General features: G+C 68.1%; 18 protein-coding genes. 3 read left to right on the top strand and 15 right to left on the bottom strand.

The annotated features are described in order from the left end of the window. Nucleotides 1-3: 3 nt before the first annotated feature. On the top strand, nucleotides 4-564 hold the full coding sequence (locus tag GPA27_RS08505; RefSeq protein ID WP_169139487.1) for a hypoxanthine-guanine phosphoribosyltransferase: 561 nt from the start codon (nucleotides 4-6) through the stop codon (nucleotides 562-564). A gap of 15 nt (nucleotides 565-579) precedes the next feature. Here the strand turns inward: GPA27_RS08505 and GPA27_RS08510 are convergent, their stop codons facing one another. The 15 genes from GPA27_RS08510 to GPA27_RS08580 form a co-directional block, all read right to left on the bottom strand. Further along, nucleotides 580-1,506 carry an SdiA-regulated domain-containing protein gene (locus GPA27_RS08510; RefSeq protein ID WP_169139489.1) on the bottom strand — a complete coding sequence of 309 codons (927 nt, stop codon included), beginning with the start codon at nucleotides 1,504-1,506 and terminating at the stop codon, nucleotides 580-582. A 29-nt stretch (nucleotides 1,507-1,535) separates the two neighbouring features. Then, nucleotides 1,536-3,113, bottom strand: a complete 1,578-nt coding sequence (locus tag GPA27_RS08515; protein ID WP_246261000.1) for an ArnT family glycosyltransferase — start codon at nucleotides 3,111-3,113, stop codon at nucleotides 1,536-1,538. Nucleotides 3,114-3,312: 199 nt separating this feature from the next. Further along, nucleotides 3,313-5,451: a putative bifunctional diguanylate cyclase/phosphodiesterase gene (locus tag GPA27_RS08520; protein ID WP_211164897.1), complete on the bottom strand. Its 2,139-nt coding sequence runs from the start codon at nucleotides 5,449-5,451 to the stop codon at nucleotides 3,313-3,315. Beyond that, nucleotides 5,448-6,365, bottom strand: coding sequence for a nitrate- and nitrite sensing domain-containing protein (locus GPA27_RS08525; protein ID WP_169139491.1), 918 nt, complete (start codon nucleotides 6,363-6,365; stop codon nucleotides 5,448-5,450). The genes GPA27_RS08520 and GPA27_RS08525 overlap by 4 nt, the downstream gene beginning before the upstream one ends. A gap of 8 nt (nucleotides 6,366-6,373) precedes the next feature. Then, a complete protein-coding gene (locus tag GPA27_RS08530; protein ID WP_169139493.1) occupies nucleotides 6,374-7,573 on the bottom strand; it encodes a methyl-accepting chemotaxis protein in 1,200 nt (399 codons plus the stop codon). A gap of 65 nt (nucleotides 7,574-7,638) precedes the next feature. Continuing rightward, nucleotides 7,639-10,401: a nitrate reductase gene (locus GPA27_RS08535; protein WP_169139495.1), complete on the bottom strand. Its 2,763-nt coding sequence runs from the start codon at nucleotides 10,399-10,401 to the stop codon at nucleotides 7,639-7,641. A gap of 203 nt (nucleotides 10,402-10,604) precedes the next feature. Continuing rightward, entirely contained in the window at nucleotides 10,605-12,374 is a 1,770-nt protein-coding gene (locus GPA27_RS08540) for a bifunctional protein-serine/threonine kinase/phosphatase (protein WP_246261001.1), read from the bottom strand. A gap of 35 nt (nucleotides 12,375-12,409) precedes the next feature. Further along, the gene (locus tag GPA27_RS08545) at nucleotides 12,410-13,624 is read right to left on the bottom strand and encodes a nitrate/nitrite transporter (protein WP_169139497.1); all 1,215 of its coding nucleotides are present in this window, start codon (nucleotides 13,622-13,624) and stop codon (nucleotides 12,410-12,412) included. A 35-nt stretch (nucleotides 13,625-13,659) separates the two neighbouring features. Beyond that, entirely contained in the window at nucleotides 13,660-13,992 is a 333-nt protein-coding gene (nirD, locus tag GPA27_RS08550) for a nitrite reductase small subunit NirD (protein WP_169139499.1), read from the bottom strand. A 17-nt stretch (nucleotides 13,993-14,009) separates the two neighbouring features. Continuing rightward, entirely contained in the window at nucleotides 14,010-16,466 is a 2,457-nt protein-coding gene (gene nirB / locus GPA27_RS08555; protein WP_169139501.1) for a nitrite reductase large subunit NirB, read from the bottom strand. 11 nt (nucleotides 16,467-16,477) lie between these two features. Next, nucleotides 16,478-17,248, bottom strand: a complete 771-nt coding sequence (cobA, locus tag GPA27_RS08560; protein WP_169139503.1) for a uroporphyrinogen-III C-methyltransferase — start codon at nucleotides 17,246-17,248, stop codon at nucleotides 16,478-16,480. A 600-nt stretch (nucleotides 17,249-17,848) separates the two neighbouring features. Then, complete coding sequence (locus tag GPA27_RS08565; protein WP_169139505.1) at nucleotides 17,849-19,222, bottom strand: hypothetical protein; 1,374 nt, start codon at nucleotides 19,220-19,222, stop codon at nucleotides 17,849-17,851. A 146-nt stretch (nucleotides 19,223-19,368) separates the two neighbouring features. Further along, a complete protein-coding gene (locus tag GPA27_RS08570; protein WP_169139507.1) occupies nucleotides 19,369-20,160 on the bottom strand; it encodes an ABC transporter ATP-binding protein in 792 nt (263 codons plus the stop codon). Nucleotides 20,161-20,178: 18 nt separating this feature from the next. Further along, a complete protein-coding gene (ntrB, locus tag GPA27_RS08575; RefSeq protein WP_246261003.1) occupies nucleotides 20,179-21,117 on the bottom strand; it encodes a nitrate ABC transporter permease in 939 nt (312 codons plus the stop codon). A gap of 16 nt (nucleotides 21,118-21,133) precedes the next feature. Continuing rightward, nucleotides 21,134-22,318, bottom strand: a complete 1,185-nt coding sequence (locus tag GPA27_RS08580; RefSeq protein ID WP_373322744.1) for a CmpA/NrtA family ABC transporter substrate-binding protein — start codon at nucleotides 22,316-22,318, stop codon at nucleotides 21,134-21,136. A 494-nt stretch (nucleotides 22,319-22,812) separates the two neighbouring features. On the opposite strand from GPA27_RS08580, the gene GPA27_RS08585 reads away from it, so the two are divergent. Beyond that, nucleotides 22,813-23,274: a cache domain-containing protein gene (locus GPA27_RS08585; protein ID WP_169139511.1), complete on the top strand. Its 462-nt coding sequence runs from the start codon at nucleotides 22,813-22,815 to the stop codon at nucleotides 23,272-23,274. 76 nt (nucleotides 23,275-23,350) lie between these two features. Continuing rightward, on the top strand, nucleotides 23,351-24,991 hold the full coding sequence (locus tag GPA27_RS08590) for a methyl-accepting chemotaxis protein (RefSeq protein ID WP_169139513.1): 1,641 nt from the start codon (nucleotides 23,351-23,353) through the stop codon (nucleotides 24,989-24,991). Nucleotides 24,992-25,000: the final 9 nt, after the last annotated feature.

A 25,000-nucleotide genomic window follows, 5' to 3' on the forward strand; every position in this document is an offset into this window, starting at 1 on the left:
ACGATGAGCGTCGATCTCAACGAAATCAAACAGGCGATGGTCGAAGCCGACTGCCTCGCCACCCCCGCCGAAGTCGGCGCCGCACTCGACCGCATGGCGGCCGCGATCACCGCACGGCTCGCCGACAGCAACCCGGTGTGCTACTGCGTGATGAACGGCGGACTGGTGATCGCCGGACGTCTGCTGTCGCGGCTGAATTTCCCGCTGGAGGTGGCCTACCTGCACGCGACGCGCTACGGCCATGCGCTCAACGGGCAGACGATGCTCGACTGGCGCGTGCGCCCGACGCAGGACCTGAAGGGCCGCACGGTGCTGGTCATCGACGACATCCTCGACGAGGGCCACACACTGGACGCGATCGTCGCGCACTGCCGCGAGGAAGGCGCGGCCGAGGTGCTCACCGCGGTGCTCGTCGACAAGCAGCACGCGCGCAAGGCGCGCCCGGGGATGAAGCCGGATTTCTACGGCCTGGACATCCCCGACCGCTTCCTCTTCGGCTGCGGCATGGACTACAAGGGCTATTGGCGCAACGCGGCCGGGATCTACGCGCTGAAGGGCGCCTGAGGAGGCTTCCGCGCCTCAGGACTTCTTCCGCAGCATGTAGAACAGGTTGGGTTCGCTGACGATGTAGATGTTGCCGGCGGCGTCCATCGTGACGCCTTCGGGCGAGGGTGCGTCGTGCGCGAGGCCCGAGCGCCGGCCCGCAAGCGGCCGCGAGCTCACGAAGCGGCCGTCGGCGTCGAGCTCGACGAGTTCCTTCGACTCCTCGCTCAGCAGCACGAGGTGGCCCGTCTTCGGGTCGAAGCAAACGTCGGCGAGGTCGCCCGTGGACACCTCCCGGTCGATCCAGTCGGTGTGGTCCTGCAGCGCCAGCTGCAGCCGGCCGGCGAGCGCGGCGGCGACGCCGTCCACCTCGAAGAGCTGGCGCGGGTCGCGCTCCTTGGCAATGAAGACGCGGTCGCCGGCCACGTCGTAGGCGAGTCCCTCGAAACCCTTGTTGCCGCGATGCATGTTCAGGCCGAGTGCGAGGAAGGGCGATCCTTTCGCGTCGATCGTCCCTGACTGCGGCGGGATGTCGACGAAGTTGAGGCGCTGCAGGGTTTCGTTGGTGATCGCGACGCGCCCGTTGCCCATGTAGGCGATCGCTTCGGGGTCGTCGAAGCCTTCCAGTCGGTAGCGCTCGAGCACGTCGCCGCTGCGGCTCAGGGCGACGACCTCGGCCGGCCCGTCGTTGCCGATCGCGAGCAGGCGGTCGCGGTCGAAGTCGTAGGTGATGCCGGACAGCTCGGCGGCGCCGGGAATCGGTTTCGCATCGATGACGACTTCGTAGTCCTGCAGCGAGATCGCCGGCGTGGCCGCGTGCTGCCCGGCCGTGGCGTGCGAGGCGGCCTTCTGCCCCCAGTGCAGCGTGTGGTTCGCGACACCTGCGACCGCGAGCGCCGAGATCAGCGCGAGGCCATACAGGCGCCTGCGGGAGTAACGTACGGCACGATCGGTTCCGGGCATCTTGTCTCCTCGTCCTTGTTGTCCCGATGTCAGAGCGGCGACTGCCATGCGAAGCGGAATTCGCGCGGATCGACGTCGCTGCGGCACTGTCCGTTGTCGGCGTCGGCACCGACGACGTACCACTCCGCGCGCGAGGTGCCGCCGACCTTGCGTGCCTTGTCCGGGACGAAGCAGCGTGCGAGTTCGCGCGCCGGCACCAGCGCATGGGCGTCGGGGTGGGTACGCAGCCAGCGGGCGGCCTCGTCGACGCCTGCGCCCGACTGGAAGCCGAAATGCACGATGGGCTGGCGGGCGAAGAGCCAGTGCCCCTCGCGCCATTCGATGAGGAGGAGGTCCCCGCCGCCGGTCACCTCCGCCGCCGCGCGCATCACCTCCTGATGCGGGTTCGGACCTTCCTTGAGCGGCTCGACGAAGCCGGCGACGAACCACGCGACGAACCAGCTCGCGGCGAGCCCGCGGAAAATGCGCAGCGCGCGCGGACGGCCGCCGAACCAGCGTCGCAGCAGCCAGGGCACGAGCGGCGCGACCGTCAGCACCGTGCCGAGCAGGGCGGGGAAGATGTACAGCTTGCGCTTGCCGGTGCTCAGGGAGAAGAACAGCACGATCAGCACCGCCCAGCCGAGCAGCACGAGCACGCGGCCGTCGCGCCGGGCGAGCTGCTGTCGCCACGCCGGCACCAGCCACGGCAGACCGAGGACGAGCGGCAGCCAGACTTCCGGGATCACGTTCGCGACGAAATACCACGCCGGCTCGCGGTGCATCCACGCATTCGTGTAGCGCTCGGCGGTCTGGCGCAGCGTCACGTCCCGCACGTAGGCGAGGCTTTCCGCGTCGCCCTGCAGCAGCACGGTGGCCGCGAGCGGCGCCGCCCACACGGCGACCGCCGCGAGCATCACGGCGAGGCCCAGCGCCCAGCGCCACGGCTCACGCGGCACCGGGCCCACGCCGTGCCAATCCTTGCGCACGGCCCACGCGTAGGGCAGCAGCATGAACAGCGGCAGGAAGCCGATGACCTTGGTGATGACGCCGAAGCCCATCGCGGCGCAGGCGACGTAGAACCAGCCCCAGGCCGGCCCGCCGATCAGGTGGCGCACGAGTCCGTACGTCCCCAGCGCGATCCACAGGCACAGCAGCCCGTCAAGCTGGCCCGCGCGCAGCACGTTGTAGGTCTGGAAGCAGGCGAGGAAGAGCAATGCCGCGATGACGCCGGTGCGACGGTTCCACAGGCGCCGCCCGAGGTCGTACAGGCAGCCGGTGGTCACCGCACCGGCGATCAGGGCCGGCAGGAACAGGGCGACGCGCGGCGAGCCGGTGACGCGGACGAGGAACGCGACGGCCCACATGAAGAGAGGCGGCTTGTCCGGGTAGATCTGCCCGGCCCGGTGCGGAATGATCCACGAGCCGTTCTGCAGCATCTCCAGTGCGACGCCGAGGAAGCGCTCCTCATCGACGTTGGACGGTTCGCGCACGCCGAGGCCGGCACCGATCAGCAGGAGCGCCAGCAGCATCAGCGCGATCAGCTCGGCGAGCGGATGGTCGAGCGTGAGACCGAGGGGGCGCCGGAGCGGAACCGGACCGAGGACCGAAACTTGGGTGTTGTCGCGCATGCGTTTCTCGATCTTGGCCGCCACTCTGCACACGACGCGACAGGATCGATCCTGCCGGGCGTGCAGTGCGACGGTCCATGGACATCGGGAGCGCCGCGGGACGGCACGACGGCCGCCCGCAGGCAAGACGCGACTCTACCGAGGCGGATGTCAAGAATCCGTCAAACTCGCGTGACGGCCCGCCTCACGAACAGGCGGCTCAGGCCGGTGCGGTCGCGGTGTTCGCCGCCAGCCAGGCATCGGCGGACGAGGCCGGCAGCGGACGGGCGAAGAGATAGCCCTGGAACTCGTGACAGCCGGCTCCGGCGAAGAGCTTCCACTGGGATTCGGTCTCGACGCCTTCGGCGACGACGCGCAGGCCGAGGTCGCGCCCCAGCGTGACGATCGCCCGCGACAGGATGGCCTCGCCCTCGCCTTCGGTCGCACGCGACACGAAGGACTTGTCGATCTTGAGGATATCGAGCGGGAAGCGCGTGAGGTAGGCGAGCGAGGAGTAGCCGGTGCCGAAGTCGTCGACGGCGAGGCGCACGCCCAGCGCCTTCAACGCGCGCAGCTGCTCGATGGCATCGACGCCCTCGTCCATCAGCGTGCCTTCGGTGATCTCGAGTTCCAGGCAGTCGGCCGGCAGGCCGTAGTCGGCGAGCGCGGCGGCGACCTGCGTGGCGAAGCAGCCGGAGCGGAAGAGCCGCGGCGAGAGGTTCACAGCGACGGCGAGCGGCCCGAAGCCGGCGCGGTGCCACTGCGCGGCCTGGCTGCACGCGGTGCGCAGCACGAACTCGGTGATCGGCTCGATGAGGCCGGTCTCCTCGGCGATGGGGATGAAGGTCGCCGGCGAGACGACGCCGAACTCGCTGCCGGTCCAGCGCGCCAGCGCTTCGACCGAACAGGCACGCCCGCCGGCGTCGACCTTGGGCTGGAAATGCACCTCGATCTCGCCGCGCGCCAGCGCGTGGCGCAGCGCGGATTCGAGCCGCAGCCGCTTTACGGCGGCGGAATTGAGCGAGGCCTCGTAGAAGGCAAAGGTCGCGCGGCCGGCCGATTTCGCCGCGTACATCGCCGCGTCGGCGTTCTTGAGCAGTTCGTCGACGCCCTGGTCGCCGTCGAGCATCGCGACGCCGATGCTGCAGGTGACCTGCAGTTCGTGCCCGCCCAGTTGCACCGGCCGGGCGATCTCGCGCAACACGCGCTCGAACACGCGCTGCAGCATGTCGGGGCCCGTGTCGCAATGCAGGATCAGCACGAACTCGTCACCGCCGTAGCGCGCCACGGTGTCGATCGCGCGCAGGCAGCCCTTCAGGCGGGAAGCGGCGACGAGCAGCAACTCGTCGCCGATCGCGTGACCGAGGCTGTCGTTGATGACCTTGAAGTTGTCCAGATCGACGAAGGCCACCGCAACCGCCCCGCCTTCGCGTTCGACGAAGGCACGCGCCTGTTCGAGGCGGTCGCGCAACAGATTGCGGTTGGGGAGCCCCGTGAGGGGGTCGTGGTTGGCCTGATGCTCGAGCTGCTCGCGATAACGTCTGGCGACGCTGATGTCCTCGACCGTTCCCTGGTAGTACAGCAGCTCGCCGTAGGCGCCGTACACCGCGTGGGCGGTCTCGGCGATCCACAGCGTCGAGCCGTCGCGGCGGAACACCTCCGACTCGAAGTCGCTGACGTAGCCACGCTCGGCGATCTGGCGCTTGAACTCCTCCCGCCGGCCGGACGAGACGTACAGGCGACGGTCGATGTCCTGCAGGTCGGCGATCAGGGCATCGGGCGAATCGTAGCCGTACATGCGCGCGAGCGCGCCGTTGGCGGCGATGTAGCGGCCGTCCGCCGAGGTCTGGAAGATGCCGACCACCGAATTCTCGAACAGGCTGCGGTAGCGGCTTTCGGTCTCCGCCAGGCGCTGCTGGGCAGTGACCTGGTCGGTGATGTCCTCGATGAAGGCCTCGACAACGCGCCGGCCGCTTTCGTCGCGCACGCCCACGCCGCGCTCAAGCACCCACTTGATGCTGCCATCGCGGCACTGCACGCGGTACTCGATGCGGTAGCGGGCGTCTGCGGCCAGCGCGCCCATGACTTCGCGGCGCACCTGCGCGCGGTCCTCGCCGTGGATGACCTGCTCGAAGGCGACGTGACGACTGCCGACGAGTTCGCCGGGCGCGTAGCCGAGCAAGCGCCGCGAGCCTTCGCTGACGAACAGCAGCGTCCGGTCCCCATCGATCGCGCAGCGGCAGACCAGACCGTCGAGGTTGTCGATGAGCACCGCGAGCACCCGCCCGCTGTCGAGATGGTTCATCCCTGCGAGCGAACCACCGGCACGCCCTCCGCAGGACTCGTCGCGAGCGTTCATGCCGCGACCCCGCCTGCGCGCACATCGGCAAGCCCGGCGCGCGCCCGCGCCAGCGATGCCTCGACGAGCGCGCACTCGGCGCCGAGCAGTTCGAACACCCGGTCGATCGCCGCCGTGCCAAGCGTGAAGCATTCCCCGGCGGTGAGCTGGATGTCGCCCGACGCGAGCAGGCGGTCGCGCAGCGCAGCGACGAAGCGGTCCACGGCGCGGCCGGCATCGGTACTGCCCGCACCGGAACCGCCGGACGCCTTCACCACCTGCGCGAGCAGCGATTCGGCGCGCGACAGCAGGAACAGCAGGCGCACGCGCGACACCGGTGGGCACTCGCGGCGCGCCGCGACGGCGCTCGCGAGCGCCCGCGCCTGCCCCAGGCATTCGGCGAGCGCCGGCAGGCGATGCGCGAAGTTGCGCGCGGCGACCGCCGGCACGAGCCCAGCGAGCGGCTGTTCGATGCGGGCCTCGCCGAGCGCGCCGAGCCAATCGAGCAGATCGGCGATGATGCGGCAGTGGACGGCGAAATTCTCCTCGGGCGTGGCGCGACCGAGTCCGCGCACGACGTCCTGCCACAGGTGGCGCAGCCGGCGCACGTCATGACTGACGAAGCACGGCACGACTGCCGCGTCCTCGTGCACCGCGTCGGCGAGCAGCTCACCGAACAGGCGTTCGATGGCCGACTGCTTCTCCGGCAGGCGCGCGGCAAAGCTCGCGTCGCCGGCCCGCCAAGCATTGCTCATGCCGCGATGCTGCTGGACATGGGCGATCAGCTGCACGAGTTTGCCCCCGGTCGCGAGCGCCTGCCGGGCGCGCGGAACGCGTTTCCCCGCATGCCGGCGCAGGCCGCCCCAGCGCACGGCGACGTAGGCGAGGCCCAGCGCGGCGGCAGTCGCAGTGGCGCGCCAAATCGTGTTCTCCATGGCGCCCCTCACTCGTAACGGTAACTGTGGACGCGCTCCTCGAGCCGTCCCACGAGTTGTTCAAGGTAGCGCGCGAGTTCGGCACTTTCGACCACGCGGCGCGCGTTGTCGTCGGCAAGCTGGGCGACGCGTTCGATGTCGGCGGCGATACGCTCGCCGGCAATACTCTGCTCGGCGCTGCCGTCGGCGATCTCGCGCATGCGGCCCAGCGTGCGGCCGGCGGCCAGCTCGATCGAGCACAGCGCGTCGGCGGCATGCCGGGCGCGGCGGGCGCTGTCCTGCGCGCGCGTGTCGGCGGCCTCGACCGCGGCCAGCAGGCGCGCGACGTCGGCCTGGACTTCGCCGATCAGCGCCGCGATGTCGCGCGTCGCGGAGGTGGTGCCTTCGGCGAGGCCGCGGACTTCGTCGGCGACCACCGCGAAGCCGCGCCCGGCCTCGCCGGCGCGCGCGGCCTCGATGGCCGCGTTGAGCGCCAGCAGGTTGGTGCGCGCGGCGATCTCCGCGATCGTGCCGGCGATGCCGTCGATGCGGCGCGAGCGCTCGGCGAGCGCCCCGGCGGCCTGCGCCGCACCGCCCACGTCGCCAGCGAGCGCCTGCATCGCGCCCGCCACTTCGGCGACCTCGACTGCCCCCTGGCGCGCCTCCTCGGCCGTCTCGCCGGCGACGCTGGCCGCCTCCGCGGCGCCGTCGCGGGTACTCGCGAGGCTGGTGATGAGCTCCTCCAGCGTGGCAGCGGAGGACACCGTCGTATCGCGCTGCACCTGCACGCCGCGCTCGCCGGCAGCGGCGTTCTCGCTCGCCTCGCGCGAGACGCTCTTCAATTCGTCGGTGGCGCGGCCGAGTTCCACCATTACCGCCGACAGGCCGCGCGCGGCGCCGTTGAAGCGCTCGCTCAGCGCGGAATACTCATCGCCCCCGCCGGTGGCGAGGCGCGCGGTCAGGCGGCGCTCGGACAACTCGGCGGCGAAGGTCTCCAGGCGCGTGAAGCGCTCGCGCAGCCTGCGCGCCGTCAGCACCGCCAGACCGAAACCGCTCGCCGCGATTGCCGCGCCGGAAACCTGCATCACAGGATCGGCGGCGGCGCTCGTCGCGACCGCTCCCAGCGCCGCCAGCACCGCTGCGCCCACGACACGGAGGTGCAACGGGGCGCCTGCCATGCCGGACGCGCGAACGAGCGGCACGGCACCTGCGGGCACCGATTGGTTCATCGAAATTCTCCCTGGGGATGTTCATCGTTATTGTTTGACGCTTTTGTTTACAACCGTGCCGCCGCTCAAGCGGCGCGGCGCCCGGCCGCGACCAGACGCTTGATCTCCGGCACGCAGGAGCCGCAACTCGTGCCGCACTTGAGCTTCTCCTGCAGGTCGGCGAAGCCCGCGCCGCCCCCGATCGCCGCGGCGATGTCGCTCTCCGACACGTTGAGGCAGTTGCACACGATGCGTCCGCGGCTCTTCGCGGCCGCCGGCGGGCTCGACAGCGGCGCAAGGATCCAGCGCCGCAGCTCCGCGGTCGGCTGGCGCTCGACCAGCACGTCGCGCAGCCAGCCTGCCGCCGCCGTCTCGCCGGTCAGGCGCAGGCCGACGAGCAGCCCGTCCTCGATGCGCGCGCGCTTGGTGATGCCACGGCGCGCGTCGCTGTAGGCGAGGCAGTGGTCGTCGTCGAGCCCGAGCAGCGCGTCGAGCTCGTCCAGCCACGCCTGCGGGATCGGCTGGTCATGCGCGATGCGCAGCACCACCGCCGGGTGGTCGCGCCCGGCGAGCGCCAGCGACGCGTAGGCGAAGCGCTCCAGCCACGGAGCGAGGAGCGCGGCGCGCTCGAGCGTGACGCCGGCGGGATCCCTCTCCTCGCCCTCCTCCGCCGTCGCCCCGCCCCGCTTTGTGTCCCCCTCGCCGCGCATGATCAATGCCTGATGCGGCAGATTCGCCTTCTCGATCTGCACGGTGGCGTGCTTGAGTTCCGGCTGCTTCGAGTACGGGTCGAACTCGCGCAGCGTGAGCACATTGATCCCGCCCGAGTTGAGGGCGTTGGCGCCCCAGTGCATCGCAACGAAAGCCTGGCCGGAACGGATCTCGCCCGACGCGGCGGCGCGCAGCACGATTTCGCCGCGCCGGCTCTTCACGCGCACCAGCTCGCCATCGGCAATGCCGCGCAGATGCATGTCGTCGGCGTTGAGCTCGATGCGCGCCTCGTCGACGTGGTTGTAGAGGCGCGCGACCTTGCCGGTGCGGCTCATGCCGTGCCACTGATCGCGCAGCCGTCCCGTGGTGAGGCGCAGCGGAAAGCGCGCGTCGGCACGCTCGGCGGTGAGCTTCGCCGTCGGCACGACGAAGCGCGCACGGCCGTCGGCGGTCGGGAAGCGGCCGTCGGTGTAGAGCCGCGCGCGGCCTTGTGTAGCGCCTGCGGGGAAAGGCCACTGTTGCGGACCTTGGGTGTCGAGCAGCGCATACGACAGGCCGGTGATGTCCAGGTCGCGGCCACGCGTGCTTTCGGCGTGTTCGACGAAGATCGCTTCCGGGCCGGCGTAACCGAACATGCGCTCGGCCTCGGGCTTGCCGATCAGCGGTCCCAGCTTGCGCGCGAAATCACACACGATCGCCCAGTCGGCGCGCGTCTCGCCCGGCGCCGGTATCGCGCGATTCACGTGTGTGATGCGACGCTCGGAATTCGTCACCGTGCCTTCCTTCTCGCCCCAGCTTGCGGCCGGCAGCAGCAGGTCGGCGAACGGGGCGGTCTCGGTGTTGCCGTAGGCCTCCTGCAGCACGACGAAGTCGCAGCGCACCAGCGCCTCGCGCACGCGCTCGAGCTCCGGCAAGGACTGCGCCGGGTTGGTACACGCAATCCACAGTGCCTTGATACGCCCCTCGTGCATCGCGTCGAACAATTCGACCGCGGTGAGACCGGGCTTCTCCGGCACGTCGGCGACGCCCCACAGGCGCGCGACTTCGGCGCGGTGCGCGGGGTTCGCGAGGTCGCGGTGCGCCGACAGCAGGTTCGCGAGCCCGCCCACCTCGCGCCCGCCCATCGCATTGGGCTGGCCGGTCATCGAGAACGGCCCGCAGCCGGGTTTGCCGATCTTGCCGGTGGCGAGCGACAGCGCGATCAGCGCCGCGCCGTTGTGCGTGCCGTGCGTGGACTGGTTGAGACCCTGGCACCACAGCGACATCGCACGCGGCGACTCGCCCCACCAGCGGGCGGCGGTGCGGATGTCATCCGCCCCTTTCGGACCGAGGCCACACACCTCCGCCGCGACCGCCGGCGTGATCTCGCGCACGTGCTCGCGCAGCGCGTCGAAACCTTCGGTGTGCTCGCGCACAAAGGCAGTGTCGACATGCCCTTCCCACAGCAGCACGTTGAGCATCGCATTGAACAGCCAGATGTCGGTGCCCGGCAGGATCGGCAGGTGCAGGTCGGCGGTCGCCGCGGTGTCGGTGCGGCGCGGATCAACGACGATGATCTTCATGTCCGGGCGCGCGGCCTTCGCGTCCTCGATGCGGCGAAACGCGATCGGGTGCGCGTAGGACGGGTTGCCGCCGGCGATCAGCAGGCAGTCGGTCTCGGCGAAATCCTCGTAGGAACAGGGCGGCGCGTCGGCGCCGAGCGTCTGCTTGTAGGCCGCGACCGCACTCGACATGCACAGGCGCGAGTTCGTATCGACGTTATTCGAGCCGATCAGGCCCTTCATCAGCTTGTTGAAGACGTAGTAGTCCTCGGTCAGCAGCTGACCGGAGATGTAGAACGCGACCGCGTCGGGGCCGTGCTCCTTGATCACGTCGGCGAAGCGCTGCGCCGCGGTGCCGAGCGCCTCGTCCCACCCCACGCGGCGACGCGCCTCGCCCTTGGTGCCGCGCAGTTCCGGATGCAGCAGACGGGTTTCGTGCCGCGCGGTGAAGTGCAGCGTCGAGCCCTTCGTGCACAGGCGGCCGAAGTTCGCCGGATGCTCCGGATCGCCGCGCACGCCGGTGATGCGCGCGCCGTCGTGTTCGATGAGGACGCCGCAGCCGACGCCACAGTACGGACAGGTGGCCTTCGTTTCCATCTTGATCTCCGGGGGTGTCGTCATGTTCATTTATTGCCGCGCTCTTGCTCCCTCCCCTTCAAGGGGAGGGCTGGGGTGGGGATGGGTTTGGGACGAGGTTGCTACAGACGCCGGTTAGTCCCGACGGAAACCCATCCCCCTCCTAGCCTCCCCCTTGAAGGGGGAGGAACAAAGTGCCCGCGCAAACCTCATACATTGGCCTATTAGTGTCGGCTCAGCAGGTACAGCAAAACCAGGTTCAGCAGCAGCGAGGCGCCCGCAACAAGCTTCAGCGCGAAGGCGGGATTGCGCTCGACCAGCGGCGCGCGGCGATGGGTAGCGAGCGGGCGGTGGGCGCCGCGTTCGAGCGCCAGCAGGAACTCCTCCGCGGTCTCGAAGCGCTCCTTCGGCTCACGCGCGCAGGCCTTCAGCAAGACGGTTTCGAGCCATTCCGGCGTATCGGGCCGGTAGCGCGTCGGATGCACGGCCTCGCCAAAGCGGGGGCGCTGGAAGGGTTCGACCTCGCCGTAGGGGTATTTGTGCGTCAGCAACTCGTACAAGGTGACGCCGCAGGCGTATAGGTCCGAGGATTCGTTCGCCTGCTGCCCGGCGAAGAGCTCCGGCGCCATGTAGGACGGCGTGCCGGGGTTGTTGATCTCGCGCAGATCCTCTCCGTCTGAGGCGGCGACACCGAGATCGAGCAGGCGCAGCTCACCCTTGCGGTCGACGTGGATGTTGTCCGGCTTGATGTCGCGATGCACGATGCCCAGTCGGTGCAGCGCTGCGACCGCACGCAGCAGCGCCGCGCCGATACGCACCAGTTCGTGCGCCGCGTAGCGGTGGCCGCGCGCGAGACTCGCCTTCAGCGTCTCGCCCTCGTGCCAGCTCATCAGGTAGTACAGGTGGTCGCGCTGCGAGTGGTCGCAGACGCGCGGAAAGCCGTGCCCCGGCACCCGGCGCGCCAACCACTCCTCGCGCACCAGCGCGGCCATCGCCTCCTCGTCGCCCTCGTCCAGGCGCAAGGTCTTCAACACCAGTGCGGCCCCGTCGGCCACGCGCGTCACGCGATACAGCAAGGTCACACGCGACTCGTGCAGCAGCTCCTCGACACGCAGGCCGTCGAGCGTCTCCCCGACCTTCAGCCGCGGCGGCAGCGGCAGGCGACGGCCGCTCGCGAGGCGGTCGCGCAGGTTGTCGGCGGGCACCGTGTCGACGTGGGCCACCAGCGCCGTGCAATTGTCGGTCGCTCCGCGGCGCAGCGCCTCCAGCACGAGGGCGTCGGCCGCCGCCTGCGGGTCGTCCCCGCGCGCCAGCAGCTCGCCCATGCCGTCGTCGCCCAGCGTGTTCCACACGCCGTCGCTGACGAGCAGGAAACGGTCGCCGACCGCCAGCTCGCCGTCGTCGAAATCCACCAGCAGCTGGGCGTCGAGCCCCACGGCGCGACGCAGCACGTTGTCGAGTTCGGGGTGTTCCCAGGTGTGGTCTTCGGTCAGGCGGCGCAGCGCCCCGTCGTGCCACAGGTAGGCGCGCGAGTCGCCGACATGCGCGACGTAATAGCGCCGCCCGCGCAGCACCACCGCGGTGAGCGTCGTCGCCATGCCCGCGTAGTCGCGCGACTTCGCCGACTGCGCCAGCAGCCAGCGGTTGATCGCACCAACCACCGTATCGACCGACTTCTCGACGCTCCAGGTGTCGGGCGTCGCGTAGTAGTCCGCGAGCAGCCCGCGCACCGTGTATTCGGCCGCCTCGCGCCCGTTGGCGTGGCCGCCGACACCGTCCGCAACCGCAAGCAGCAGGCCCTTCGCCTCCAGCTCGGCGCCTTCCGGGGTGGCCGCGCCGACGAAATCCTCGTTGCGCGGCCGCAGGCCCTGCTCGGTCGCATGGCCGAGGCGCACGGAGAGCGGCTGGGTCTTGCCCGCCCGGCGCGCTGTCGCCAGCCCCGACGCCGTCTCCGGCGTCGCGGGGGGAAGCTCCAGGGTCGCGACCTTGTTCATGCCTGCGCTCTCCGTCTATGCCTCGGGCTCGCGCCTCAGATGCGCGCCGAGGTGAGGTGCGCCGCACCCCAGGTCGTGCGCCACCGGGTCTTCACCGAGGTGAGGCCGATCAGCGCGGCGAGCGCGAGCCCGGCGAAGATCATGAAGCCCAGCTGATAGCTGCCGGTGACCTGCTTCGCGTAGCCGAGCGAGGACGCGAGGTAGAAGCCGCCGACGCCGCCCGCCATGCCGACCAAGCCCGTCATCACGCCGATCTCCTTGCGGAAGCGCTGCGGCACGAGCTGGAACACCGCGCCGTTGCCCATGCCCAGCGCCAGCATCGCCAGCACGAACACCCCGAGCGCCATCCACGCCTCCGGCAGCCCGATGCCGACGATCGCGAGGAAGATCGCCGCGAACACGTACATCACCGACAGGCTCTTGATGCCGCCGACGCGATCCGCGACGCGGCCGCCGATCGGGCGCACCAGCGAGCCGGCGAACACGCAGGCAGCGGTGAAGTAGCCGGCCATCTTCGCGTCGAGCCCATACTGGGTATTGAAGTAGATCGTCAGCGAGGACGCCAGCCCGACGAAGCCGCCGAAGGTCACCGAGTAGAAGAACATGAACCACCACGCGTCCTTGTCCTTCAGCACCTTGAAGTACTCGGTCAGCGGCTTGGCCGGCGGGCACTCGGGCGCATCCTTGGCGACGACGAGGTAGAACACGAACACCAGCGCGAGCGGGATCAGCGCGAGGCCGAACACGTTGGTCCAGCCGAAGGCCGCCGCGAGGCCCGGCGCGAACAGCGCGGCGAGCGCGGTGCCCGAGTTGCCGGCCCCGGCGATGCCCAGCGCCGTGCCCTGGTGCTCCGGCGGATACCAGCGCGAAGCCAGCGGCAGTGCGACCGCGAAGGCCGCGCCAGCGAAGCCGAGGAACACGCCCAGCAGCAGCGTCTGCTCGTAGCTGTGGATGCCGAACTGCCACGCGACAAAGAGCGCACAGATCACGATGACCTGGCCGATGGCGCCGGCCATCTTGGGCTTGAGATGGTCGACCAGCACGCCCATGAAGATGCGCAGGATCGCGCCGGCGAGCACCGGCACCGCCACCATCAGGCCCTTCTGCGCGTGGTCGAGCCCCAGGTCCTTGGCGATCTGCACGCCCAACGGCCCGAGGATGACCCACACCATGAAGGCCAGGTCGAAGTACAGGAAGGAGGCCAGCAGCGTCGGGGGGTGTCCGGCCTTGAGGAAGGATTGCTTGTCCATGTCGATCTCGCGTTTCGGCTGGGTGGGGGGCGGACTTAGGCCTTGAGCAGGACCTTGCCGTCCTCGACTTTCACTTCGAAGGATTTGGTGCAGCCGACGTCCGGCGCGACCGCGTTCCCGGAGTCGAGCTCGATCTTCCAGCTGTGCAGCGGGCAGGTCACCTGCCGCCCATGCACGATGCCCTGCGACAGCGGGCCCTGCTTGTGCGGGCACTTGTCGTGCACCGCGAAGACCTCGTCTTCGGCGTTGCGGAAGATCGCGATGTCGCCGCTCGTCGACTTCACCACGCGCGAACCCAGGACCGGGATGTCCTCGACCGCACAGATCAGTTTCCAGCCCGCTTCCAGGCTCGACTCGATGGTGCTCATGAATTCAATCTCCACGTTCAGATCTCCAGCATCTCGAATTCGCGGCGCACGGCGGGCGCGGCGTCGGCGGCGTAGCGTTCGGCCCACGGATCCTTCGCGTCCTGCAGCGCGAACAGCAGGCGCTCGAACAGCGCCTTGCGCTTGTCGGCGTCTTCGAGCACGTGCTTCTTCACGTACTCCAGGCCCACGCGTTCGACGTAATGCACCGTGCGCTCGAGGTAGTAGCCTTCCTCGCGGTAGAGTTGCAGGAAGGCGCCGGAGTACTCCATGACCTCCTCGCGCGTCTCGACCTTGCACAGGAACTGCGCGACCTCGGTCTTGATACCGCCGTTACCGGCGACATACAGCTCCCAGCCCGAATCGACCCCGATCACGCCAACGTCCTTGATGCCGGCCTCGGCGCAATTGCGCGGGCAGCCCGACACCGCCAACTTCACCTTGTGCGGGCTCCACATGCCGAACAGCATCTTCTCGAGGTCGATGCCCATGGCCATCGACCGCTGCGTGCCGAAGCGGCAGTGCTCGGCGCCGACGCAGGTCTTCACCGTGCGGATGCTCTTACCGTAGGCGTGGCCCGAAGGCATGCCGAGATCCTTCCACACGTTGGGAAGGTCCTCCTTCTTGATGCCCAGCAGGTCGATGCGCTGCCCGCCCGTGACCTTCACCGTCGGCACGTGGTATTTCTCGGCGACTTCGGCGATGCGCTTCAGCTCCGCCGGCGTCGTCACGCCGCCCAGCATCTGCGGCACCACCGAGTAGGTGCCGTCCTTCTGGATGTTGGCGTGCGCGCGCTCGTTGATGAAGCGGCTCTGCGGATCGTCCTTCGCCTCGTGCGGCCAGGTCGAGATCAGGTAGTAGTTCAGCGCCGGGCGGCAGGTCGAGCAGCCGTTGGGCGTCTTCCACGACAGCGTTTCCATCGTGTCGGGGATCGTCAGCAGCTTGTGGTCGCGGATCGCCTTCCGCACCGCGCCGTGCGACAACTCGGTGCAGCCGCACACCGGCTTGTCGTGCGCCGAGACGGCTTGGTAGGCGCCGCCGACGGTCGAAGCGAGGATCTGCTCGACGAGCCCGGTGCAGGAGCCGCAGGAGGACGCCGCCTTGGTGTGCTTCTTGACCTCGTCCAGCGAGAACAGGCCCTTCTCCTTGATCGCCTTGACGATCGTGCCCTTGCACACGCCGTTGCAGCCGCACACCTCGGCGGTGTCGGCCATTGCGGCGGCCTTGTTCTCGCCCTTGTGGCCCGCATCGCCGAGGTGGTTCTGGCCGAACATCAGGTGATCGCGGATCGAATGGATGTCCTGCTGATCCTTCATCAGCTGGAAGTACCAGCTGCCGTCGGCCGTGTCGCCGTAGAGCACCGAGCCGACGATGCGGTTGTTCTTGATCACGATGCGCTTGTAGACCCCGCCCTGCTTGTCGTGCAGCACGATGTCCTCGGTGTCCGCGCCGCCGCTGAAGTCGCCCGCCGAGAACACGTCGATGCCGGTCACCTTCAGCTTGGTCGAGGTCACCGAGCCCTCGTAGCGGCCGATGCCGAAGTTCGCGAGGTGGTTCGCCGCGACCTTGCCCTGCTCGAACAGCGGAGCAACCAGGCCGTAGGCGATGCCGCGATGCGCGACGCACTCGCCGACCGCATACACGCGCGGGTCGGTCACGGTCTGCAGCGTGTCGGAGACGTGGATACCGCGCACGCGCCCCGTGCCGCAGTAGATGCCGGCCGACTCGGCCAGCGCGTAATTCGGGCGGATGCCGGCGGCGACGACCACGAGGTCCGCCGGGATCTCCATGCCGTCCTTGAAGCGCACCGCGGATACACGCCCACCCTCGCCGCGGATCAGCCCCTCGGTCTGCTTCGACAGCAGGAAGTTCATGCCCTTCGCTTCGAGCGAGGCCTGCAGCATGTCGGCCGCCGGCTTGTCGAGCTGGCGCTCCATGATCCAGTCGGCCAGATGCACCACGGTGACGCTCATGCCGCGCAGCATCAGGCCGTTCGCCGCTTCCAGGCCGAGCAGGCCGGCGCCGATCACGACCGCGTGCTTGTACTTCGTCGACGCCTCGATCATCGCCTCGGTGTCGCCGATGTCACGGTACGCAAGCACGCCCGGCAGGTCCGCGCCCGGGATCGGCGGAATGAACGGGGTCGAGCCGGTCGCGATCAGCAGGCGGTCGTAGTCGGCTTCGGTGCCGTCGGAGGCGATGACCTTGCGCTTCGTGCGGTCGATCTTCGTCACCATCTTGCCGGCGTGCAGCGTGATGTCGTTGTCGCGGTACCAGTCGAGATCGTTGAGCATGATCTCGGGCAGCGTCATCTCGCCGGCGAGCACCGGCGAGAGCAGGATGCGGTTGTAGTTGCCGTGCGGCTCGGCGCCGAACACGGTGATCTCGTAAAGATCCGGGGCGAGCTTGAGCAGTTCTTCGAGCGTGCGACAGCCGGCCATGCCGTTACCGATCATCACGAGTTTCTGTTTTTTCATGGCGGGCTCCTTCAGGCAGCGCGGGATACGAATTCGGGGGAGGATTCGGAGGGGGACATGGCGAAGCGGTTTTCGGCGTAGGCCGCGACGTCGCCGATGACGATCAGCGCGGGCGCAGGCAGCGCCGCTGCACGGGCGCGTTCGGCGATGTCGGCGAGCGTGCCGACCACCTGCCGCTGCGTCGGCAGCGTGCCGTGGGCGATCACCGCGGCGGGCGTCGCACGCGACAGGCCGCCTGCGGCGAGGCTGTCGGCGATGTGCGGCAATGCGCCCAGGCCCATGTAGATCACCAGCGTTGTGCCGCTTTTCGCGAGCGCGGACCAGTCCGGCTCCGTGCCGTCCTCGGTGTGGCCGGTCACCATCGTCACGCCGAAGCAGTGCGCGCGATGCGTCACCGGGATGCCGGCGGCACCGGCCACCGCGACGCCGGCCGTCAGGCCGTGGATCACCTCGACCTCGATGCCCAGCGCGCGCAGGTAATCCATCTCCTCGCCGCCGCGCCCGAACACGAAGGGGTCACCGCCCTTCACACGTGCCACCGTCAGCCCGCGCCGCGCATAGCGCGCCATCGCGCGATGGATGAACTCCTGCGCCGCCGACTTCATCCCGGCGCGCTTGCCGACCCGCAACACGCGTGCCGTCGGCTTCGCCAGCGCGAGCACTTCGTCCGTCACCAGCGCGTCGGCCAGCAGCACATCGGCCTCAGCGATGGCGCGGGCGGCACGCAGCGTCAGCAGGTCTGCCGCGCCGGGGCCGGCACCAACGAGAAACACCTTGGCCATGATCGATCTCCACTCCGTAAGGCGAAAAAAAACGGCATCGCGTCGCTCCCGGGATCGAAATCCCGAATAAACGACGGACGCCGTTGTCCGCATGCTCTGCACCAAGCACTTCACCGGAGCCTCGTTGCCCCGGCTTGCGGTTCACCTAACGCAAAATGGGTGCCAGTCCCCACACATTTACGTAAGTTGTTATTTTTAAATCAATAACTAACACGCCACCGTTCGCACGCCGCGCGCAAAGAAGGCGGGAAAGCGCACCATTCAGGTGCATTCCGCCAGATGCTGCACCACAACATTGCGGCACCTGAGGCGCGGGCGCGCCGGCAGCACGGCCGATGCAGGACGGCAATCGGGAATGATCGTCACCGCGCACGAATGCCCGGCCGGGAGGATGTAATCAGGAAGGGCGCGATCTACGCCGATCAGCCAGGAAGGCGAAAAATCGGGGGCTGCGCCCGGTAGACGCCGCGGCGCCCACGCGGCAGCAACTACCGGGAGCGGAGAATCCGTACGCCCCCGGTCGGCTGCAAGACGTCATGTTCGCCCGCAGACGGCGAGCGATTCCGACGCGGCGCCCTGGGGGGGCGCCGTGACCAGGGCTTACGCAAGGATCACGATATCGGAGGCATCCAGATCGGCCATCCGGCCGGTCACGACACCGAGCAGGACGGCCGCGGATCCATCCCCGTTGCCGTCTTCATCGTAGTAGAGCTTGCCCGACGCGGTGTCGTAGATCAGGAAATCGTCCACACCCGTCTCGTTCGCGCTGGCACCGGTCAGCCCAGTGCCCTTGACGAAGTTCGTCGCGGTGAAGCCGGCGAGCGACAGGAACTCGTCGGCATCGAAGCCCAGCTTGTCGACGGTCGCGTCGAAATCGTTGATGCGATGCACCGTAGCCTTGGTGACCTGCGTGCCGTCCTGCTTGAACACCGTGGTGCTGGGCGCGGTGAATAGCGTGTCGAACACGAAGGTGTCGCTGCCCGCACCACCCCAGACCTTGTCCGCGCCCTCGCCAAAGAAGATGACGTCATCGCCGGCGCCGGTCTTGATCGTGTCGTTGCCCGCAGAACCAGCGCCATCCTCGGCATAGTAGCCATCCGGATCGATGGTGTCGTTGCCGGCTCCCGTGGTGATGATGTCGTCACCCTCGCCACCGATCACGACATTGTTGCCGTCGCCGGCGCGCACGTTGTCGCTGCCCGTACCCGACGCAATGAAATCGTCGCCGCTGCCGCCGGTAACGCGATCGTTGCCGTCGTTATCATCCACCAGGCCGATTTCGGCGAACACCGCATTGGAGCCGTTGCCGGTCTGGACGTTGTCGTTGCCCGTGCCCATGTAGATGATGTCATCGCCGTCGCCCGCCTTGACGGTGTCGTTGCCGGCATTGCCATCGATGACGTCATCGCCCGCAGTGCCGGTCAGCTTGTCGTTGCCGGTCGTGCCGATCAGGCCATCCCACTCGACGACCGACCACAGCAGGTTCGCGCCATCCAGGTCGTTCCACTGCCCCGGCGATCCGAGGCCGCCGGCCGGCGCAGGCCACTTGCCCGTTGCGATGGCGAGGAAGTTCTGCACCCCGCCAAAGTTGTCCGGCTCGCCGCCTAGGCTGCCGGAACCCCAGTTCTGGTAACCCGACCCGAGCAGCGTGCCGTCCAGCCACTGCCAGCTGCCTTCGCTTTGCACGTCCGACGCGCCGAGCCAGAGATAGCTCGCGTTTCCACCGTCCGTGGCCACGGTCGCCCCATTGGGGACCGACGGCTTCAGGTTCTTGAGGATTGCGGCGTTTTCGGCAGCGGAACCGATCAGCGAAAGATAGGACGGAACGATCAACGGGCCGCCGAGACCGGCCCCCTCCAACCGGCCTTCGTCGCTCCATGCGAGCCCCAGCGCGTTCGCCGAGGCATCGTCCCAGCTCAGCGGTGCCGTCTCGATCTCGTAGGTATGTCCGTTGTAGTAGAAGTGCATCGCCATCGCAGTTTTTCTCCGGTTCCGGGCTTCGGAGATGATAACCGCGCATCATTGCCACGTCACCCGTACGTCGTGACACGGCCACACAAACGCAACGACGGACGCGCGCGACGGCGGGAGGTCGTACGCCCCTCCCGTCGCCGCTCCGCTCAGGCCGCGCGCTTCAGCTGCTTCTTGTAGAGGAAATCCAGCACCGCCGCGCGGCAGTGCGCGAACTCCGGCAACTCCGCGAGCGCCAGCCGGTCGCGCGGACGCTCGAGCTTCACGTCGAGGATCTCGCCGATCATCGCCGCAGGCCCGTTGGTGAGCATCACGACGCGATCGGAAAGCAGCACCGCCTCATCCACGTCGTGCGTCACCATCACCATCGTCGCCTTCGTCGCCGCGAGGATCTTCACCAGTTCGTCCTGCAGGGTCGCGCGCGTCAGCGCATCGAGCGCGCCGAAGGGCTCGTCCATCAGCAGGATGCGCGGCTCCATCGACAGCGCGCGGGCGATGCCGACGCGCTGCTTCATGCCGCCCGAGATCTCGTGCGGGAACTTCGTCTCGGCGTGCGACAGCCCGACCAGCGCCAGCGCGTCCTGCGTGCGCTGCTTCAACTTCGCCTTGCCCTCCTTGGCGCCGAACACGCGATCGACTGCGAGATACACGTTGTCGTAGCACGTGAGCCACGGCAGCAGCGAATGGTTCTGGAACACCACCGCGCGCTCCGGCCCCGGACCGGCGATCTCGCGCCCGTCGCACAGCATCACGCCCGAACTCGGCCGCGTCAGCCCCGCGATCAGGTTCAGCAGCGTCGACTTGCCGCAGCCCGAATGCCCGATCAGGCTGATGCTCTCGCCCTCGTGGATGTCGAGCGTGATGTCGCGCAACGCCGTGAAGGGGCCGTTCTTCGTGTTGAAGACCTGGCCGACGTTCTCGATCTGTACGATCTTCTTCATGATGGTCTCCTCCGCCGCTCAGCGGCTTTCGTAGTTGAAGCGTCGCGCCACCAGCATCAGCGCCTGCTCGAGGATCAGGCCGACGATGCCGATCACGAAGATCGCGATGATGATGTGCTCGACCTTGAGGTTGTTCCACTCGTCCCACACCCAGAAGCCGATGCCCACGCCGCCGGTCAGCATCTCGGCCGCGACGATCACCAGCCACGCCGTGCCGATCGACAGGCGGATACCGGTCAGCATGTAGGGCAGCACCGCCGGGAACAGGATCTTCGTGAACACCTTCCATTCGGACAGGTTCAGCACCCGCGCGACGTTGAGGTAGTCCTGCGGCACGCGCGTCACGCCCTGTGCGGTGTTCAGGATCATCGGCCAGATCGAGCAGATGAAGATCGTCCAGGTCGCCGCCGGGTCGGCGCGCTGGAACACCAGCAGGCCGATCGGCAGCCACGCCAGCGGGCTCACCGGGCGCAGCAGGCTGATGATCGGGTTCATCATGCGCGACAGCACCGCGAAGCGCCCCAGCAGGAAGCCCGCCGGGATCCCCACCAGCGCCGCGATGCCGAAGCCGATGGCGACGCGTTGCAGCGAGGCGAGCACGTTCCAGCCGATGCCCTGGTCGTTCGGTCCGGCGCGGTAGAACGGATCGGCAAAGATCGCCACCGCCGCGTCCCACGTCTTGCCCGGCGTCGGGATGCCACCGCCGTTCATCGTCGCCAGATGCCACAAGCCGATCAGCAGCGCGAGCCCCGCCAGCGGCGGCAGTGACGCCTGCATCAGCGCGCGCATCCACTCGCCCAGGCGCGCGCCGCCCCCCCTGCCCGGCACCGCCGCGGGTGCGTCGGCCGCCACCACCTTCACCGTCCTGCTCTTGCCGCGCGCCGCGAGCTCCGCGCGCAGCCCCTTGACTTCCGCGGTCCCGGCGTCGTTCCGGTCCGCCACCACTGCCAGCGTCATCACCGCCCCCTCCCGCTCACGCCCTGACCTTGAACGAACCCGCGTACTTCTTCGGGTCCTTGCCGTCCCACACCACGCCATCGATCAGCTTGTGGCTGCGCATGTCGCTCTTCGGCAGCGGCACGTTCGCCGCCGTCGCCGCCTGCTTGTAGATGTCGATGCGGTTGATCTGCTTCGCCACAGCGAGGTAATCGACGTCGCGGTCGAGCAGCCCCCAGCGGCGGTGCTGCGTCAGGAACCACATGCCGTCCGACAGGTAGGGGAAGTTCACCGCGCCGTCGTTGTAGAACTTCATGTAGTTCGGATCGTCCCAGCTCTTGCCCAGGCCGTTGGAATAGCGGCCGAGCATGCGCTCGAGGATCACGTCCATGTCCGTGTTGATGTAGGACTTCTGCGCCACCGTCTCGGCGGTGGCCCGGCGGTTGGGCAGCGACGAGTCGATCCAGCGCCCGGCTTCGAGGATCGCCGCAGTCAGCGCGCGCGCCGCGTTCGGATGCTTGGCGACCCAGTCGGCGGTCGTGCCGAGCACCTTCTCCGGGTGATCGGTCCAGATGTCCTGCGTCGTTACCGCGGTGAAGCCGATCTTGTCCATGATCGCGCGGTTGTTCCACGGCTCGCCGACGCAGAAACCGTCCATGTTGCCCACGCGCATGTTCGCGACCATCTGCGGCGGCGGCACGGTGATGACCTTCACGTCCTTCATCGGGTTGATGTCGTGCGCGGCCAGCCAGTAGTACAGCCACATCGCGTGGGTGCCGGTCGGGAAGGTCTGCGCGAACGTGTACTCGCCCGGCTTCGTGGTGATCAGCTTCTTCAGTCCGGCACCGTCGGTGACGCCCTGTTCCCTGAGCTTGTTCGCGAGCGTGATCGCCTGACCGTTGTGGTTCAGGTTCATCAGCACCGCCATGTCCTTCTTCGGCCCGCCGATGCCCAGATGCACGCCATACACCAGGCCGTACAGCACGTGCGCCGCGTCGAGCTCGCCCGACACCAGCTTGTCGCGCACCGCGGCCCAGCTCGCCTCCTTGCTCGGGATGATCTTGATGCCGTACTTCTCGTCGAACTTCTGCACCGCGGCCATCACCACCGACGAGCAATCCGTCAGCGGAATGAAGCCGACGCGGATTTCCTTCTTCTCCGGAGCGTCCGAACCAGCCGCCCACACGCCGCCGCTCACGCCCAGCCCAGCCGATCCCATCATCGCCGCTCCCGAAAGCGCCACCGTGCGCCGCATGAATTCCCGACGCATCATCCCGTTGTCGTCCAATCCGCTCATCTTCATCTCCCTGCAGGCCAGAAAAACAAAAACGGCGCACACCGCCCGCGAAACACGTTCCGCAGGGATGGACGCCGTTGTCCGTAGCTTGCACCAGTCCCTGCTTTGGAACCGGTCAATCTGCTGTCGAACCGCCGTTGATTCGACTCGTTGTCTCCCTAGCAGCCGACGTGCCAGCTGACGCAATCTTCGCCAACAAGCTTCACGCAAGCCGCCTTCCGGCTCGCATCGATGTCAGAGACATAGCGCAGAGCCCATCCGGCCGCACTATTGCAGTGCACAACGCGCCTCGCCTGCACCAAACCTGCGCGGCGGTGCCGCCAACACATGCGGGAATCCACTTATTGCAGATAGCATCGTTAAATGATCATGTCACATCCCGTGTTAATCTATCCATCCGCACAATCGGGAGCTCAACCATGCATTTTCTGAAAAAACTGCTCGTCCTCGCCGCACTGAGTCTCACCTTCGCCTCGCCCGGCCAGGCCGCCGTCAGCGCCGACGAGGCCAAGACGCTGGTGGACAAGGCCGTCGCGCACGTCAAGCAGGTCGGCATCGAGCAGGCATTCAAGGAGTTCAACGACCCGGCGGGAAGCTGGGTCAAGGGCGAGCTGTACATCCTTGCCTACGACTACCAGGGCACCAACCTCGTCCTCGGCTCCAATCCGAAGATGAACGGCAAGAATCTATGGGACATCAAGTCCCCCGACGGCAAGTTCGTCGTGCGGGAGTTCGTCGAACTCGTAAAGACCAAGGGCAGCGGCTGGGTGGACTACCAGTGGTCCAACCCCGAGTCGAAGAAGATCGAGAACAAGACGACCTTCGTGACCCGGGTGCCCGGCATGGACGCCGTGATCGGCTGCGGCATCTACAAGAACTGATCGCGCACGCCGCGGACGCAACCGGGCGCGATGCCGCCCGGGAGCCCCCCTAGCTTCCGCCTTCCGAGCACACGCCATGACGCGCCTTGTCCTTGACCTTCCGATCACCGCAAAAACCGCCCTCGCTCCACTGGTCACCATCGCCTTCATGATCGTCGTGTTCGTGACCGGCTATGCAGCGCTGCGCGACCAGAAACTCGCGATGGCAAGCCTCGTGACGGAGCGATTCGCGACCTACGAGGCGGTCGCCGCCTTGGGCAAGGAACTCGCGACGGCACACGGCAGGATTTACCGCGTGATCGCGTGGGCCAACCACAAGGACGGCGGTGCCGAGCTGACACAGCAGGTCCGGCAGCTCAGCACGCGTCTCGACGAGCTCGTCGCAGAGGGCCGCGCCCTCTCCGCGCGCGAGCACCTCGGGGCGGACGAGCGCGACAAGCTCGGGTCGGTGGAGGCCGCCGTGTCCGACTACGCCAAGGCGGCGAAGAACGCGCTCGACATGGCCGAGACCGATGCCGCCTTCTCGGCCATCTACATGGACGGCGCAAGCAAGGTTTTCGACCGCGCGAACGCCGACCTTTCGCAGCTGATCGATCTCGAAGAGGCGGCCGCCCGGCGTCAGTACGACGCCACTGCCGACAACTTCGCACGCAGCCAGCGCATCTTCGTCATTGCACTGGTGCTCGCGGCAACCATCGCGACGCTGCTGACCTGGCTGATGACCGGCACCATGCGGCGGGCCATCGGCGCGATCGAAACGGCGGCGAACCACCTGCGCGGGGGCGACCTCACACGCCGCGTGGAGGTACTCGGCAATGACGAGATCGGGCGCAGCGCGCGCGCCTTCAACGAATTCATCGCCTCCCTGCAGCAGACGCTGACGACCGTGCACGGACACGCCAACGAGGTCTCGTCCGCGGCCGGCCACCTCACGTCGACCGCCGGCGCCGTCGCCCACAGCTCGGTCAAGCAGAGCGACGCTGCGATGCAGACGGCGGCGACGATCGAGCAGCTCACCGCCAGCGTCGCGCAAATTCACGACAGCACGGACTGTCTGCGCGACATCTCCAGCGCGAGCCTCGAACACACCCGGCAGGGCACGGCCAGCGTGTCCGAGCTGCTGCGCGAGATGACGGTCGTCGGCGAGGCGGTGGATTCGATGCGCGGCACGATCGATGAATTCGTGCAGAGCGCGCAGTCGATCAAACACATGACCCAGGTCGTCAAGGAAATCTCCGACCAGACCAATCTGCTCGCGCTCAATGCCGCAATCGAAGCCGCGCGGGCCGGCGAGCAAGGGCGCGGCTTCGCGGTGGTTGCCGACGAGGTGCGCAAGCTGGCGGAAAAGTCGAGCGCCACGGCAGACCAGATCGAATCCGTGACCCACACCCTGAGTGCGCAGTCCTCGGAGGTGCAACGCTCCATCCTCGGCGGCGCCGATGCCCTCCACTCGTGTCAGCAGTATCTCGGCAACGTCTCGGGCGTGCTGGAGCGGGCGAACCGCTCCGTGGATGAAACCGATCGCGGCGTCGACCAGATCGCCGACACGCTCTCGCAGCAGCAGCGCAGCAGTCTCGAGATCTCAAACCACATCGAGCGCATTGCGCGGATGGCCGAGGACAACAAGGGCGCCAGCGAACAGGCTTCGGTCGCCGCGCGCCAGCTCGAATCCTTGTCCGCGAACCTGCTGGGCGAGGTCAGACGCTTCCAGGTCTGAGGCGCACGG

The organism is Aromatoleum toluolicum, assembly GCF_012911005.2.
GTDB lineage: Bacteria > Pseudomonadota > Gammaproteobacteria > Burkholderiales > Rhodocyclaceae > Aromatoleum > Aromatoleum toluolicum.